Origin of the sequence: Staphylococcus croceilyticus, assembly GCF_002902575.1 — a bacterium.
Lineage (GTDB): Bacteria > Bacillota > Bacilli > Staphylococcales > Staphylococcaceae > Staphylococcus > Staphylococcus croceilyticus.
The window spans coordinates 1-17,056 of record NZ_PPRD01000020.1 but is presented as its reverse complement, the minus strand read 5'-3'; the positions used below and the strand labels follow the sequence as shown (position 1 = coordinate 17,056).

Annotated in this window: 14 protein-coding genes; 2 read left to right on the top strand and 12 right to left on the bottom strand. The window is 34.7% G+C overall.

Features of this window, described 5'->3' with window-relative positions; translation table 11 throughout:
* From cysS to CD128_RS04160, 9 genes are all read right to left on the bottom strand, one after another.
* Complete coding sequence (gene cysS / locus CD128_RS04205) at nt 1-1,401, bottom strand: cysteine--tRNA ligase (RefSeq protein ID WP_103328824.1); 1,401 nt, start codon at nt 1,399-1,401, stop codon at nt 1-3.
* A complete protein-coding gene (cysE, locus tag CD128_RS04200) occupies nt 1,385-2,026 on the bottom strand; it encodes a serine O-acetyltransferase (protein WP_103297554.1) in 642 nt (213 codons plus the stop codon). The genes cysS and cysE overlap by 17 nt, the downstream gene beginning before the upstream one ends.
* A gap of 618 nt (nt 2,027-2,644) precedes the next feature.
* Nucleotides 2,645-4,099: a glutamate--tRNA ligase gene (gene gltX, locus CD128_RS04190; RefSeq protein ID WP_103328822.1), complete on the bottom strand. Its 1,455-nt coding sequence runs from the start codon at nt 4,097-4,099 to the stop codon at nt 2,645-2,647.
* 384 nt (nt 4,100-4,483) lie between these two features.
* Entirely contained in the window at nt 4,484-5,551 is a 1,068-nt protein-coding gene (locus tag CD128_RS04185) for a PIN/TRAM domain-containing protein (RefSeq protein ID WP_103328821.1), read from the bottom strand.
* 26 nt (nt 5,552-5,577) lie between these two features.
* Nucleotides 5,578-6,942 (bottom strand): DNA repair protein RadA, encoded by a 1,365-nt coding sequence (gene radA / locus CD128_RS04180; protein WP_103297551.1) that lies wholly within the window; start codon nt 6,940-6,942, stop codon nt 5,578-5,580.
* 147 nt (nt 6,943-7,089) lie between these two features.
* Nucleotides 7,090-9,564 carry an ATP-dependent Clp protease ATP-binding subunit gene (locus CD128_RS04175; protein WP_103328820.1) on the bottom strand — a complete coding sequence of 825 codons (2,475 nt, stop codon included), beginning with the start codon at nt 9,562-9,564 and terminating at the stop codon, nt 7,090-7,092.
* Nucleotides 9,565-9,579: 15 nt separating this feature from the next.
* Nucleotides 9,580-10,587 (bottom strand): protein arginine kinase, encoded by a 1,008-nt coding sequence (locus CD128_RS04170; protein ID WP_103328819.1) that lies wholly within the window; start codon nt 10,585-10,587, stop codon nt 9,580-9,582.
* Nucleotides 10,580-11,143 carry a UvrB/UvrC motif-containing protein gene (locus CD128_RS04165; protein WP_103328818.1) on the bottom strand — a complete coding sequence of 188 codons (564 nt, stop codon included), beginning with the start codon at nt 11,141-11,143 and terminating at the stop codon, nt 10,580-10,582. Before CD128_RS04165 ends, CD128_RS04170 begins: the two co-directional genes overlap by 8 nt.
* Nucleotides 11,144-11,167: 24 nt before the next feature.
* Nucleotides 11,168-11,629: a CtsR family transcriptional regulator gene (locus CD128_RS04160; RefSeq protein WP_103328817.1), complete on the bottom strand. Its 462-nt coding sequence runs from the start codon at nt 11,627-11,629 to the stop codon at nt 11,168-11,170.
* A gap of 156 nt (nt 11,630-11,785) precedes the next feature.
* On the opposite strand from CD128_RS04160, the gene CD128_RS04155 reads away from it, so the two are divergent.
* Nucleotides 11,786-13,000 carry a NupC/NupG family nucleoside CNT transporter gene (locus tag CD128_RS04155; RefSeq protein WP_103328816.1) on the top strand — a complete coding sequence of 405 codons (1,215 nt, stop codon included), beginning with the start codon at nt 11,786-11,788 and terminating at the stop codon, nt 12,998-13,000.
* Between the two features lie 93 nt (nt 13,001-13,093).
* Here CD128_RS04155 and pdxT read toward each other — a convergent pair whose 3' ends face one another.
* Both pdxT and pdxS read right to left on the bottom strand, forming a co-directional pair.
* Nucleotides 13,094-13,648, bottom strand: a complete 555-nt coding sequence (gene pdxT / locus CD128_RS04150) for a pyridoxal 5'-phosphate synthase glutaminase subunit PdxT (RefSeq protein ID WP_103328815.1) — start codon at nt 13,646-13,648, stop codon at nt 13,094-13,096.
* A gap of 3 nt (nt 13,649-13,651) precedes the next feature.
* Nucleotides 13,652-14,539 carry a pyridoxal 5'-phosphate synthase lyase subunit PdxS gene (gene pdxS / locus CD128_RS04145; protein WP_103328814.1) on the bottom strand — a complete coding sequence of 296 codons (888 nt, stop codon included), beginning with the start codon at nt 14,537-14,539 and terminating at the stop codon, nt 13,652-13,654.
* A 98-nt stretch (nt 14,540-14,637) separates the two neighbouring features.
* On the opposite strand from pdxS, the gene pdxR reads away from it, so the two are divergent.
* Nucleotides 14,638-16,002: a MocR-like pyridoxine biosynthesis transcription factor PdxR gene (pdxR, locus tag CD128_RS04140; RefSeq protein WP_103328813.1), complete on the top strand. Its 1,365-nt coding sequence runs from the start codon at nt 14,638-14,640 to the stop codon at nt 16,000-16,002.
* 74 nt (nt 16,003-16,076) lie between these two features.
* Here the strand turns inward: pdxR and CD128_RS04135 are convergent, their stop codons facing one another.
* A complete protein-coding gene (locus tag CD128_RS04135; protein WP_103328812.1) occupies nt 16,077-16,433 on the bottom strand; it encodes a DoxX family protein in 357 nt (118 codons plus the stop codon).
* Nucleotides 16,434-17,056: the final 623 nt, after the last annotated feature.

Genomic DNA, 17,056 nt, shown 5'->3' with positions numbered 1-17,056 from the left:
TTAACCACGTTTGAAACGCACACCTTGAGGCGTATCTTCTAAAATAATATTTTGTTCTTTCAACATATCTCTAATTTCATCAGCGCGAGCAAAGTCTTTATTTTTACGTGCTTCATTACGTTCTTCGATAAGCTTTTCAATATCTTCATCTAATAACACGTCTGAGTCATTACCTTTAAGTGGCACGCCAAGAACATCACTAAAAATTCGATAAACTTCTTTAAAACGGGCGATTACTTGTGTTGATGTTGTATTCTCTAATACATATTTATTCGCAAGTTTCGCTAAATCGTACCAAGCAGTTACTGCATTGGCAGTATTAAAGTCATCATTCATCACTGTTTCAAATTGTTCTAAAATAGTATCAATTTGTTCAATATAATCAGACTGATCTGTAAGATCTGTCGCAATAGCTTCACGTTCTTCAATTAATTTATAACTGTTACGAATACGTTCTAAGCCACTTTTTGCAGCATTCACTAATTCTAAGTTATAGTTAATTGGGCTTCTATAATGCACACTAATCATGAAGAAACGTAGTACATCTGGATCAACTTCTTTAATAATGTCATGCACTAAAATAAAGTTACCTAAAGATTTACTCATTTTTTCATTATCAATATTGATGAAACCATTATGCATCCAATAGTTCGCAAAAGGTGCGTGGTTATGTGCTTCAGATTGAGCAATTTCATTCTCATGGTGAGGGAATTGTAAATCTGAACCACCAGCATGAATATCAATTGTTTTACCCAGTTCATGGTAAGCCATTACTGAACATTCAATATGCCAACCTGGACGTCCTTCACCAAATGGACTTTCCCAACTAATTTCACCTGGTTTCGCTTTTTTCCATAAAGTGAAATCTAGGGCGTCTTCTTTTTGTTCACCCGCTTCGATTCTAGCACCTACTTTTAAGTCATCAATTGATTGGTGACTTAATTTACCGTAGCCATCAAATTTACGTGTTCTGAAGTAGACGTCACCATTGCTTTCATATGCATATCCTTCATCTACTAACTCTTTGATGAATGCAATAATTTCATTCATATGATTCATTACTCGAGGATTTGAAGAGGCTTTTTTAACATTCAAAGCACCGACATCTTCATAGAATGCTTTGATATATTTATCTGCAATTTCAGGTACATTTTCATTAAGCTCTTGTGAGCGTTTAATTAATTTATCATCTACATCCGTAAAGTTTGAAACATAAGTGACTTCATAGCCTTGATATTCAAGGTAACGACGTACAACGTCATAATTAATAGCTGGACGCGCGTTACCAATATGAATGTAGTTATATACTGTTGGACCACATACATACATTTTCACCTTACCTGGTTCGATAGGCTCAAACGTCTCCTTTTGACGCGTTAATGTATTATATAATGTAATCATCTTTAATCTCTCCGTTCTTAGCTTTTTCAAGTTGTTTTTCTAGTTGTTTAATTTGTTCATATAATGGATCCGGTAAATTACGGTGATCGAATGTTTTACCAATACGTTTCCCTTCTTGTTTCACAATATGGCCTGGAATACCTACTACTGTTGTATAACTAGGCACAGATTGTAATACGACTGAATTTGCTCCAATATTAACATTAGAATCTATTTGAATGTTACCTAATATTTTTGAACCTGCCGCAATTAGCACATTATCGCCAATATCTGGGTGACGTTTTCCTTTTTCTTTACCCGTACCGCCTAGTGTTACGCCTTGATAAATCGTTACATTATCGCCAATTGTACATGTTTCTCCAATCACGACGCCCATACCATGGTCGATAAATAAACGTTTCCCAATTTTGGCCCCAGGATGAATTTCAATTCCTGTAAAGAAGCGAGAAACTTGAGATATGATTCTAGCAAGGACATATCGTTTTTTGTTATATAATTTATGCGCAATCAAGTGACTCCATACCGCATGTAAACCAGCGTAAGTTGTAATAACTTCAAATGTTGTACGTGCTGCTGGGTCCTGTTCAAATACCATTTTCACATCGTCTCTAATTCTTTTTATCAAGACTGTCTCCCCCTCAGTTTTTAAAAGTAATCAATTCCACAATTACGACTTCTCAATCTAAATTTTAGTTAATAAAAAAGCACCTCTAACACATATATATGCTAGAGGCGCTACCGCACGGTTCCACTCTGTATTTAGATAAAGATAACCCATCTATCCTTTAATTCATCAAGACAGCCTCTTTATCATACTCATTTACATATTCAATTGATACTTAATACAAAGGTGCATTCAATATTGATAATGATGTGCTCGCAGCGACCGCACACTCTCTGAATACATTATCTGATATTTACTAATCCTTTGTTTCATGTGTAACCTAATCATATGAGCTTTAATGTAAAATTTCAAGTACAAAGATACATCCGCTTTAGAAATCAGTTTTGCTCGCTTTTCGGTTCTGCTCAAACCCTAAACGCTTTTGTTCAGACCTTTATTTACGGCTTCCCAAAAGCAGAATTCTCGGCAGCGGGGCCCCAACATAAAGACTTTCAAATAGAAAGTCTACGAACAACGCGAGTTGGGGTTACACTCAAAGTCTCGTCAAAACTTGGAAATCAGTTTTGCTCGCTTTTCGGTTCTGCTCAAATCCTAAACGCTTTTGTTCAGACCTTTATTTTAAACATGTTTTTTCAAGCGTGACAACACTTTGTCTTTACCTAATACTTCAATTGTATTTGGTAATTCAGGACCATGCATTTGGCCTGTGACAGCTACACGAATTGGCATAAATAATTGTTTACCTTTAATACCAGTTTCTTTTTGAACTTCTTTAATTGTTTTCTTAATTTCTGCAGCTTCAAATGGTTCTAAAGCTTCTAATTTACTGTATAAGTGAGACATTAATTCAGGTACTTGTTCACCATTAAGTACTTCTTGTTCTTCTTCACCTAATTCAGGCATATCTTTAAAGAACATTTCTGATAATGGTACGATTTCGCCTGCATAACTCATTTCTTTTTGGTAAAGTGCAATAAGTTTACGGCCCCAATCTTTTTCTTCTTCACTAGGTTCAGCAGGAATTAAGTTCGCTTTAATTAAATGTGGTAATGCAAGTTCAAATACTGTTTCACTATCTTTTTCTTTCATATATTGGTTATTAACCCAAGCAAGTTTTTGTCTATCAAACATTGCTGGTGATTTAGAAAGACGTTTTTCATCAAAAATCTTAATAAATTCTTCTTTAGAGAAGATCTCATCTTCACCTTCAGGAGACCAACCTAATAATGTAATAAAGTTAAATAACGCTTCAGGTAAATAACCTAAATCACGATATTGCTCGATGAATTGTAAAATTTGACCATCACGTTTACTTAATTTCTTACGTTCTTCATTAACGATTAATGACATATGACCAAAGCGAGGTGGTTCCCAACCAAACGCTTCATAAATCATTAATTGTTTAGGTGTGTTAGATACGTGGTCATCGCCACGAATAACATCTGAAATTTCCATATAATGATCATCAACTGCTACAGCAAAGTTATAAGTAGGAATACCATCTTTCTTCACGATAACCCAGTCGCCAATGTTATTAGAATCAAATGAAATTTCGCCTTTAACCATATCATTAAACGTATAAGTTTTATCTTGTGGCACACGGAATCGAATTGATGGTTGACGACCTTCCGCTTCAAATTGTTGACGCTCTTCTTCAGTTAAGTGCGCATGTTTACCACCATAGCGAGGCATCTCACCACGTGCAATTTGCTCTTCACGTTCTTTTTCAAGCTCTTCTGACGTCATATAACATTTATATGCTTTATCTTCATCTAATAATTGTTGAATTAATGGATTATAAATATCACCACGTTCAGACTGACGATATGGACCATAACCATTATCTTTATCCACTGATTCATCCCAATCTAAACCTAACCATTTTAAGTTCTCAAATTGAGAAGCTTCACCATCTTGAAGGTTACGTTTACTATCAGTATCCTCAATACGCACTACGAAATCTCCATCATAATGCTTAGCAAATAAATAGTTAAATAATGCCGTTCTCGCATTACCAATATGCAAATATCCAGTTGGACTCGGCGCATATCTAACTCTTACGCGTTCACTCATTATATTCACTCCTAATAATTATTCATTAATCAATCACGGTTCATCTAACCACAGGGCACACTATTGTCGCCTCAGAAACATCTTCTTCCATTAGAAAAAAGCTATCCCAAACTATCTATAAAGACGCGTTTTCGAATAACTTTCCTCACCCACTCTATACTTAGATAAAACGTCACATTTCTACACTATTGTAGCACTAAATCAACACTTTGATAAGTCTCACGTCATCTCTGTATACAGCATTTTTTATTTTTTTAAAAGAGTGCCCTAAACAGCTAGCGTTCCACATGAAACCCATGCGTCTCTATCAATTCTGATTCCTCATCCATCTCGCATGCGTTTCATGCTAATCATATATTATAATAGCTAACTCACTTAACCAGCCTAATTAACATCATCTAATTTTTTAGCAAAAATAATACGTCCGGATGACGTTTGCAATAAACTGATAACTTCTAATTCTACTTGTTTACCAACAAGTTGCTTCGCATTATCAACAACAACCATTGTACCATCATCAAGATAACCTACACCTTGGCCCGGCTCTTTACCCATCTTAGTTAATAAGATGTTAATACGATCACCTTGATGCACATTTGGTTTAATTGCCTCAGATAAATCATTAACGTTTAACGCTTTAATCCCTTGTACATGACATACTTTATTTAAATTAAAATCTGTTGTAATGACATGCGCATGATAAGATTGCGCCAATTTCACTAATAACTCATCAATATCACTATGTGACTTTTGAGGATGAATCACACGTGTTGGATAATCCAAGTCATATAATTCATTCAAAATATCTAAACCACGTTGGCCTTTCTCACGTTTCACACTATCATTAGCATCGGCTACAACTTGAAGTTCATTAATCACACCTTGAGGTATAAGAATTTCACCATCAATAAATCCACAACGGATAACATCTAAAATACGTCCATCAATAATCGCACTTGTGTCTAGTAATTTAGGTATAGCACTGACATTATTTTTAGACATTGAACGTGCCATATTCTCTGGTAAAAACATAAGCATTTCGTCGCGCTTTTTCAAACCAAATTGGAAACCTAAGTAACATAATAATAGCGTAATAATTATCGGCACTAAATGATTTAACACTGAATTGCCAATCATTTCTAGTATGAACGAAGCCATCACAGAGATGAATAAACCAATAATAAGACCCAATGTGGCAAATAAGATTTCGACTGCACTACGTTGTAGAATCCATTGTTCTACATCTTTTAATGTCTTAGTGACTTTATTTATAAACAAACCAAATATTAAGAAAAACAACACGATGCCTATGAAACCATCAACGTAGTAATTTGTTAAAATAGGATAATCTTTAATATTTAAATCACGTAGTATCTCGGGTATTAACAGAATACCAAGGGCTGTGCCAAGAATGATATAGATAATCACGACTATACCCTTCAATACCTTCATAAATCTCACCTCTTTAGCTGTCTTAATTATGCTTTAAATGCATATTTTAATGCTTCATGCACAGTTGACACTCCTACTACACGAATACCTTCTGGGAATGTCCATCCGCCAATATTCGTTTGAGGAATAATCACTCTTTCAAAGCCTAACTTCGCTGCTTCTTGTACACGTTGTTCAATACGTGAAACACGTCTAACTTCACCCGTTAAACCGACTTCACCAATATAACAATCTAGTCCATCTACTGCTTTATCTTTGAAACTTGATGCAGTAGCTACAATCACACTTAAATCTACTGCAGGCTCTGTTAAACGTACGCCCCCTGCTACCTTGATGTAAGCATCTTGTTGTTGTAAGAGATAATTTTCCTTTTTCTCTAATACTGCCATTAATAAACTTAAGCGGTTATGATCAATACCAGTCGCCATACGTCTTGGATTATTAAATGTGGTAGGCGTTACTAAAGCTTGCACTTCAATAAGCAGTGGTCGCGTACCTTCCATTGTTGCAACGATTGTAGATCCTGGAACATTAGTTGAACGTTCTTCTAAGAACATTTCAGAAGGATTTTGTACGCCTTTTAGCCCACTTTGTTTCATTTCGAAAATGCCCATTTCATTTGTTGAGCCGAAACGGTTTTTAACTGCTCTTAAAATACGGTAAGCGTGATGTTCATCGCCTTCAAAATACAATACTGTATCTACCATATGTTCTAATAATCGTGGTCCAGCAATTTGTCCTTCTTTAGTCACGTGTCCAACTATAAAAGTAGCAATATTCATTTGTTTAGCAATATTCATTAAACTTTGCGTACTTTCACGCACCTGTGACACAGAGCCAGGAGCCGAACTAATTTCAGGATGATATATCGTCTGAATAGAATCCACGACTAAAATATCTGGTTGTTCTTGTTGTACAGTCTGATGAATTACTTCTAAATCTGTTTCAGCTAAAACATTTAAATTACTTGAATCTTCTTCAAGACGATCTGCACGTAATTTAGTTTGATTTAGCGATTCCTCACCTGTAATGTAGAGTACGTTTAATTTTTGCGATAGCGATGCACAAATTTGTAATAATAACGTAGATTTACCGATACCTGGATCGCCACCGATAAGTACTAATGAACCGCTGACAATACCGCCACCTAAAACGCGATTAAATTCTTTAGATTCTGTTTGGACTCTTGGTGTCGCTTCATGTTTAATGTTGTTTAATTTTTGGACTTTAGCGCTAGACTCTTTTGCTTTAACCCCATGTTTAGGGTTTGCAGCTTTTTCAACTATTTCTTCCATTTGGTTCCATGCACCACAATTGGGACACTTACCCATCCATTTAGGTGTTTGGTAGCCACAAGCCATACACTCAAAAATCACTTTCTTTTTGGCCAAAATTGCACCTCCGAATTTTCTATGAACAAATCTATTTTATATGTATCGATTAATAATGACAAATGTAAAGATAGAAAATAAAGAGGAGTAAAAATCTATACATAAAATTAAGGCCAAGACCTATCGTCTTGACCTTTTCATTATTGTTTACGCTTCAACGTCAGAAGTTGTTTCTTCTTCAGTTGCGTTATCGTTACTTTTTTCGCGAATATCATATTTAAATTCATTACCATCATGGTCGATGATAACTTCTTTACCTTCGATTTTATTACCTTCTAAGATTAATTCGCTTAAGTTATCTTCAATTGTTTTTTGAATCGCTCTGATTAACGGACGTGCCCCATATTCTGGATCATATCCTTCATCAGCAATTTTCTCTTTAGCTTTATCTGTTACCACGATATCAATATCTTGTTCTGAAAGACGTTTAGTTAATTTGTTAACCATCATTGTTACGATTTCTTTCAATTCATCTTTAGTAAGTTTGTGGAAGACGATAATATCGTCAACACGGTTTAAGAATTCTGGACGGAAAGCATTTTTCAATTCTTTCATCATTGTTTTACGAATCGTTTCGTAATCATGACCATCAGAACCGCCACCGAAACCAGCGAAACGTTGGTCTTGTAATTCTTGTGCACCTACGTTTGATGTCATGATAATCACTGTATTACGGAAGTCAACTTGACGTCCTTTAGTGTCCGTTAAGTGACCATCATCAAGTACTTGTAACAAGATGTTAAACACATCTGGATGTGCTTTTTCGATTTCATCGAATAAAATAACTGAATAAGGTTTACGTCTTACTTTTTCAGTTAATTGACCACCGTCATCGTGACCTACATAACCTGGAGGCGCTCCGACTAAACGGCTCACTGCATGTTTCTCCATGAATTCACTCATGTCAACACGAATCATAGCATCATCTTCACCGAACATTGACTCAGCTAATGCACGAGCTAATTCTGTTTTACCTACACCAGTAGGTCCTAAGAAGATAAAGCTACCAATTGGACGTTTAGGATCTTTCAATCCAGCGCGAGCACGACGCACGGCTTTACTAATAGAAGTGACAGCGTCGTTTTGTCCAATGACACGTTGATGCAATGTGTCTTCAAGGTTTAATAAACGATCAGATTCTGTTTCATTAATTTTAGTTAATGGAATACCAGTCCAACCAGCAATTACTTCAGCGATATCTTCTTGAGATAATGAAGTAGATTGGCCACCTTGAGATGTTTTCCATTCATTTTTAGCGTCTTCGTATTGTTTTTCTAATTTAGTTTGTTTATCACGTAAGTTCGCTGCATTTTCAAATTCTTGTGCATGCACAGCAGCATCTTTTTCGTTTTTCACTTTTTCAATTTCTTGTTCAATTTCTTTTAAATTGTTAGGTGTTGTATGACTTTTTAATCTTACTTTAGAACTTGCTTCATCAATTAAGTCGATGGCTTTGTCTGGTAAGAAACGATCAGAAATATAACGGTCACTTAATTTCGCAGCCGCTTCAAGCGCTTCATCTGAAATGTTAATGCGGTGATGCGCTTCATAACGATCGCGTAAACCTTTAAGAATAGCAATTGTATCTTCTACTGTAGGTTCATCCACTTGAATTGGTTGGAAACGACGTTCTAATGCTGCGTCTTTCTCAATATTTTTACGGTATTCATCTAATGTAGTGGCACCGATGCATTGTAATTCACCACGTGCTAATGCAGGTTTTAAAATATTTGAGGCATCGATAGCACCTTCAGCACCACCAGCACCTACTAATGTGTGTAATTCATCGATAAATAGGATGACATTACCTGCTTGATGAATTTCTTCCATTACTTTTTTCAAGCGTTCTTCAAATTCACCACGATATTTTGTACCAGCCACAACTGTACCCATATCTAATGACATGACACGTTTATTTTTCAATGTTTCAGGTACTTCGTTATTCACGATTGCTTGTGCTAAACCTTCAGCAATAGCTGTTTTACCTACACCAGGTTCACCAATTAAAACTGGGTTATTTTTAGTACGACGACTTAATACTTCAATGACACGTGTAATTTCTTTATCTCTACCAATGACTGGATCTAACGTTCCATCTTTAGCAATTACCGTTAAATCACGTGCTAAGCTATCTAAAGTTGGTGTGTTATTAGATTTATTTACTGTCGCATTTTTATTGCTCATTTCTGGGCTACCTAATGCTTTTACTACTTGTGCGCGTGCTTTTGTAATATTTAAATCTAAATTGGCAAAGACGCGTGCTGCTACGCCCTCATTTTCACGGATTAAACCTAATAAAATATGCTCTGTACCTACGAAATTATGGTGTAACTTTCTAGCTTCATCCATAGAAAGTTCAATGACTTTCTTCGCTCTTGGTGTGTAATGAAGCGTACCTGTTTGTTCTTGACCGTGACCAATGAGCTTCTCAACTTCTTCAATCACTCTATCTTCAGTAATATTAAAACTTTCTAAAACTTTAGCTGCGATACCTTCAGGTTCTTTCATTAAACCAAGTAATAAATGTTCTGTACCTATATTTGAATGGTTCAAACGGATTGCTTCTTCTTGCGCATGTGCTAACACACGTTGTGCGCGCTCAGTTAATCTACCAAATAGCATATCGTTCTATACCTCCTATTTTGTATGTTCTCTTAAAATATCTCCGCGTCGTTGGTTAACAGATATTGTTTCATCTTCGTCATTATATAAGAATGCGGATTGAATGCTGACCATCAGCTCATTAAATTTAAAATTATTTAACGATAGATAGCCTAAATCCACGCCTAATTTCACTTCACTTAGTCGATAAGACGCTTCTTCCATTGATATCATTCGACTATTCTGTAATATACCTAATGACCGATAGATACGATCTAATGTTTCAAGTTCATTATATTGAGTTAAACGTTCACGAATTTGTTTCTCTTCATTAATAATCTGTTGAACAACTTCTGTTAAATTATCAATAATTTCTTCTTCTGTTTTACCAAGTGTAAGCTGATTTGAAACTTGATAAATATGTCCGTAAACTTGTGAACCTTCTCCATATATACCTCGAATCGTAAATCCAAAACGATTAATTGTTTGAGCAATACGATTCATTCTTTTCATAATGGATAAGCCAGGTAAATGAAGCATGACACTTGCTCTCATTCCCGTACCTACATTAGTAGGACAAGTTGTTAAATAGCCTAAATGCTCGTCATAACTTATATCAAGCTTTTCATCGAGCTGGTCATCAATTTCAGATGCCTGTTTATATAAATCATGTAATGACAAATCACTTCCCATTGCTTGAATGCGAATATGATCTTCTTCATTAAGCATGATACTCATCGATTCATTCTCATTTAATAACACCGCTGAGGCAGGTTGTTTAATTAATTCAGGACTAATAAGATGTTTCGCCACAAGTTTCATTTTACTTTGTTGATCCATCGTATCTAGTCTCAACAATGCTAATTCAGGCAATGCATCCTGAACTTCATTAATCACTCTAAAACCTGCTTGCTCAGATGGAAACATTAATGGATGGACATGGTTTTCTAAATTACGCGCTAAACGAATACGTGATGACATAACGATAGGCGCTTCAGATGTTTCTTTCATCCATTCACTAATATGAGGGTTGATATCACTCATGACGTCCCACCTCACTTTCATCTCTCAAGGCTTTAATTTCATCTCTAACCACAGCAGCCTCTTCGAAGTTTTGTTCTTCTATTAATATATTTAAATATTTTGTTTTTTCTTCAATCTGTTTTTTTATAGCAAGTTTTTTATGTGAAGAGCGAGGTGTTTTACCTACATGTTCAAATTGTCCACCTTGTACACGTCTCACAATATCTATAATGTCGTCTTTGAATGTTGCATAACAATTGGCACATCCAAATTTCCCTACATGCGCTATATCTTTTAACGTCATATTACATGTTGGACATCGTTTTTCTTCTTGAAAAGCCACTTCATGAAAATTAATTCCATGCTTAGTAGCAAGATGTTGTAAAATTTGTTTCACCACAAATGCTTCTTCTATATCATCTTGAAACTGAGAATGTGACGATGTATGTTCATTTTGATGCCATGGATTATCTCCTTGCGCACAAATCGAACATACCCACTTTTCAGAAGAGCCTTCTTTACTTTTAACCGTGAGTTTAACCTCTGCTTCATTTAAATGACAATTTTCGCAAAGCACACATAGACACCTCGCTTTTCTCTATTAATAGTAATTAATAATTGGTAACAAACGTTTTAAAATATTTGCTCTAATAATATCTCTAGCAATAACATCCATTTTTAAAGTTTCACGATCGACAACAGCTTGTATCATTCGAGCTTCTCTTTCGGTAATTAGATTTTTATCTAATAGACCATCAAGAATGTAATAAGCTTGTTGTTGTGAAATAGATGGACCGATAAGTTGCATTAGGTGATTAATATACCCCGTTGCATCTTTATTTTCAATTTTTGTGATTCGGATATAACCTCCGCCACCACGTTTGCTTTCTATTTCATAGCCATGTTCATTTGTAAATCTTGTTTTAATTACATAATTTAGTTGAGAAGGCACACAGTCGAAACGTTGAGCAATATTTGCTCGTTGAATTTCTACCACGTCTTCATTAGTTTCTTCAAATAATTTTTTAATGTATTGTTCTATGATGTCAGACATGTTGTGCATGATTTACCACCTCTTTTGACCTTCTTTGACTATATTATATGAGCATATTTGACCTTTTTCAACCAATTTGTTTTTATAAATTAAAAAATTATGATGTTACATACACTGATTTATTGTATTATATAAGGTAAAGTAAAAATTTAAAGGAGTAGAATCATGCATATTCTTATTGGGATTATAGGGATAATTTTCTTTTTAGCACTTGCCTTTTTATTTAGCTCTGACAGAAAGAATATCCGCTGGCAATATGTTGGGATATTGCTTGTTATCCAGCTTATTTTCGCGTTTATTCTATTAAAAACAACAGTAGGTATTACAGTCATTGGTGGTATCTCAGAAGGGTTTAACTATTTATTACAAAAAGCAGCAGAAGGGGTTAACTTCGTATTTGGTGGATTTAAATATGTAGATCCTAAGAATCCACCATTCTTCTTTAGCGTATTATTACCAATCGTATTTATTTCAGCATTAATTGGTATCTTACAATACACTAGAATTTTACCTTGGATCATTAACGTATTAGGTTTCTTAATTTCTAAAATTAATGGTATGGGACGTTTAGAATCTTACAATGCAGTAGCCGCTGCCATTTTAGGACAATCTGAAGTGTTCATTTCATTAAAACAACAGTTACCTTACATTCCAAAACAACGTTTATACACACTAACAGCTTCAGCAATGTCTACAGTATCAGCATCAATCATCGGTGCTTACTTCACATTGATTGAACCTAAGTATGTTGTAACAGCCGTTGTTTTAAACTTATTTGGTGGTTTCATTATTGCTTCAATTATTAACCCATATAAAGTTAATGAAAAAGACGATAAATTATTAGTAGATGAAAGCGAAACGAAAAAACAATCCTTCTTCGAAATGTTAGGGGAATACATTTTAGACGGATTTAAAGTTGCCGTTATCGTTGGCGCAATGTTAATTGGTTATATTGCTATCATCGCATTATTAAATGGTTTAGTCAGTGGTGCCTTTAGTTTAGTATCTGGTGGCGCAATTAAATGGGATTTCCAAACATTAATTGGATTTGTCTTTGCTCCATTAGCGTTCTTAGCTGGTGTACCTTGGGAAGACGCTGTTCAATCAGGTTCAGTCATGGCAACTAAATTATTATCTAATGAATTCGTTGCAATGCAATCATTAGGTCACTTAAAAGGTATCTCTGAACATGCGAAAGGTATTACATCAGTATTCTTAGTATCATTCGCGAACTTCAGTTCAATCGGTATCATTTCAGGTGCCATTAAATCACTTAACTCTGAGAAAGGTGACGTCGTAGCCCGCTTCGGTCTTAAACTATTATTCGGTGCGACATTAGTTTCATTTATCTCAGCAGCAATCGCTGGATTCTTTATTTAATATAAAATTTAAACAAACCTAGAACGCGTAAGTTCTAGGTTTATATTTTTGAAAAAGGAGGCACTCATTTTGAGCGCCTCCTTATAATTTATATTACTTAACCATATGATTAATAAAGTATTGTGTCACTCTATAATCATCAGTTAATTCAGGGTGGAATGATACCCCTAAATATTTTCCTTGTTTAACGGCAACAATCTTGTCACCTACAGAACTTAATACTTCTACACCATCCTCTACGCTAGAAATGTGTGGTGCACGAATAAACACACCATCTATATCTTCAGCAATGCCTTTAATATCAAGTTCAGCTTCGAAACTATCAACCTGTCTACCAAATGAATTACGTTCCACAGTAATATCTAATTTTTTCAAATAGCCTGTTTCACCTTCGACATCTTTAGCAAGGACAATTAACCCTGCACATGTACCAAACATTGGTAAATCAGATTGTTGTAACTTTTCCGTGAAACCATAGAGATCCATAAGTCTTCTTAAAGTCGTAGATTCACCACCAGGAAGAATTAAGCCATCTATTTCATCTAATTGTTCAACTTTTTTTACTGCAATACCTTCGTGACCACTTAATTCAATGTGTCGAATATGTTCACGCACGGCACCTTGTAATGCTAATACACCTATTTTCATATCTTACCAACCACGCTCTTGCATACGTTCTTCTAATGAAATTTTGTTCATATCTAAACCTTTCATAGCAGTACCTAATTCTGCAGCTAATTTACCGATTAATTCATAATCTTGGTAATGAGTTGTAGCTTGAACAATTGCTTTAGCAAATTTCTCAGGATCTTCTGATTTGAAAATACCTGAACCAACAAATACACCATCAGCGCCTAATTCCATCATTAATGCCGCATCTTGAGGTGTTGCTACACCACCTGCCGCAAAGTTAACTACTGGTAAACGACCGTTATCTTTAATTTGTTTTAATACTTCGTATGGTGCGCCTAACTCTTTAGCATATGTCATGATTTCATCATCGTTCATCACTACTAAACGACTAACTTCAGAGTTAACTTTTCTCATATGTCTTACTGCTTCAACGATGTTACCAGTACCAGGTTCACCTTTAGTACGTAACATTGCTGCACCTTCGCCAATACGACGTGCTGCTTCACCTAAATTACGGCAACCACAAACAAAAGGTACTGTGAATTGATCTTTTCTTAAATGATATTCTTCATCAGCTGGCGTTAACACTTCTGATTCATCAATATAGTCTACGCCCATTGCTTCTAATACACGTGCCTCAGTAATATGACCAATACGTGCTTTAGCCATAACAGGAATAGATACTGCATTCATAACTTCTTCAACAATCTTAGGATTAGCGCTACGTGCTACCCCACCAGCTGCTCTGATGTCAGATGGTACACGTTCTAAAGCCATAACTGCTACTGCACCGGCTTCTTCTGCGATTTTAGCTTGTTCTGCATTGACAACGTCCATAATAACGCCGCCTTTTTGCATTTCAGCCATTCCTCGTTTAACTCTATCTGATCCTACAATTTTAGACATATAATTTACCCCTTTTCCGATTGATTAAATTCATTGTAAGTTATAAACTGATATTTAAAAAGGTACAATTTATTTATAAAATCAGGGGTCAGTTCAATATGTCTAATAAGCAAAAATTATATATTTCTCTTTATGAAAAGTTAAAAAATCAAATTATCGAAGGACAATATCAAGCTAATGATAAATTCCCATCTAAACGTCAATTAAGTGAACATTTATCTCTAAGCCATACTACTATAGAACATGCCTATCAACTTTTATTAGATGAGGGTTTCATATATTCAAAACCACGTTCAGGCTATTATGTATCTGATATTCAATCTCTTCCAATAATAAATGTTCCTCATTCAAATATTGAAAAAGCGGTACCTTCAACAACGAATAGCCAATACCGATATGCTTTCAATCTTGCAGAAATAGATGCTGAATACTTTCCGCTCAATCTTTTTAGAAAATACGCCAAAGAAGTCTTTGAAGATAATCAACTCTCTCTTTTAGAAAAAGGGGATATTCAAGGTGAAGCAAGTTTAAGACAACAAATCGCACATTATTTATTTAACAGTAGAGGAGTAACTTGTCATCCAAATCAAATCATTATTGGTTCTTCAACTGAACAATTATTAAATATGGTGATAGATTTATTAAAAGATTCATCATTTATTATCGAAAAACCAAGTTATCCTCCCATTAAGCATGTATTAGATAAACAAAATCGTGATTATATTCAAGCAACTGTAGAAAAAGATGGCATTAATGTAAGTGAAGTAGTTCATTCAGAGAATAACATCCTATATATCACCCCATCACATCAATTTCCAACTGGGTATGTAATGAATTTAAAGAAAAGAACTCAACTTATTAAGTGGGCACATCAAACTCCAAAACGCTATATTATTGAAGATGACTACGATTCTGAATTTAGATATTATGGTAAACCTATTCCAGCATTACAAAGCTTAGATAAAAAACAAAAAGTTATATATATAAGTACATTCTCAAAATCACTCTATCCAAGTTGTCGCATTGCTTACATCGTATTACCAAATAAATTACTAAAAAAATATTATGAGCTATCACATAAAGAAAGTAATACAGTACCCGTCCACATCCAACAACTTATTGCTAACTTTATGTCTTCAGGTAGTTTTGAACGTCATTTAAATAAGATGAGAAAAATTTATCGTGATAAATTAAATTATATTTTAAAAAAATTAGAACCTTACAAAGATCAGTTAAAAATTGAAGGTGCACTTACCGGCATGCATTTTACCATTACAGTACAAAACGGTATGACTTTAAAAGAATGTTTAAATAATGCGCAACATTATGAATTAAAATTAAATGTCTATGATTACGAAGAAGTTCAACAAGCACTTCCAAAATTTATTATTGGCTTTGGTGGGATACCTAATCATCAACTTGAAGATTACACAGAAGTATTAATTAAATCTTTAACTGTATAAAAAAGAGAGTACGTTTTTGAGTCGACTACTCGTAACGTACCCTCTTTTAATTAAAGAGCTATATTACTCATTGATTAATAAAACTCTAGTATTTTCTTCCAATCATATGAAATCATCACAGAGATACTCATAACTAATAATAAAATTACAAGTTCAGATGCCATGTAACCTTGAGAGAGATGCACTGTAAATAAAGCACCTAGCATAATAACAATGAAACCTGCAGCAATATAATTTGAAAATAATCCAATAACCATCAAAATACCACCGATAAATTCAAACAGACCTAATAAAATTCCGAAAAAAGCTGGAAAACCTAAATTAGACATCATTTCCATTGGTTGTTGGAAGCCACTAAATACTTTTTGAGATCCATGTATTATAAAAGTAATACCTAGCATAAGCCTAATTAACAATAAACCAATTCGCATTATATTTTATTCTCCTTTGATATATTTATTATACTAAATATATCACATATACTATATGAAAATACTTTACAATTCAACCTCTAAAATTTAAATACTCTAATTTTACTTCGAGACAAGCGTTCGCATCTTGCTTCATTTTCTAAAATACCTTGCTCATTTAGCCCTACTAAATTCGCTTCGTTATTTTCTCAATTCATCAGCTTCAATCGTTTTCTTTTCGTAAAGCTAAATAAACGTAAATATGTTCTATAAATTAAATTTTAGACATAAAAAAAGAGACCTTACGGTCTCGATATCGGCTCATCGCATCCATACGATTTCATTGCCTGGCAACGTCCTACTCTAGCGGAACGTCAGTCTGCTACCATCGGCGCTAAGGAGCTTCCTTTACTTCGAGACAAGCGCTCGCATCTTGCTTCATTTTCTAAAATATCTTGCTCATTTAGCCCTACTAAATTCGCTCCGCTATTTTCTCAATTCATTAGCTTCAAACGCTTTCTCTTCGTAAAGCTAAATAAACGTAAATATGTTCTATAAAATAAATTTTAGACATAAAAAAAGAGACCTTACGGTCTCGGTATTGCCTGGCAACGTCCTACTCTAGCGGAACGTCAGTCCAACTA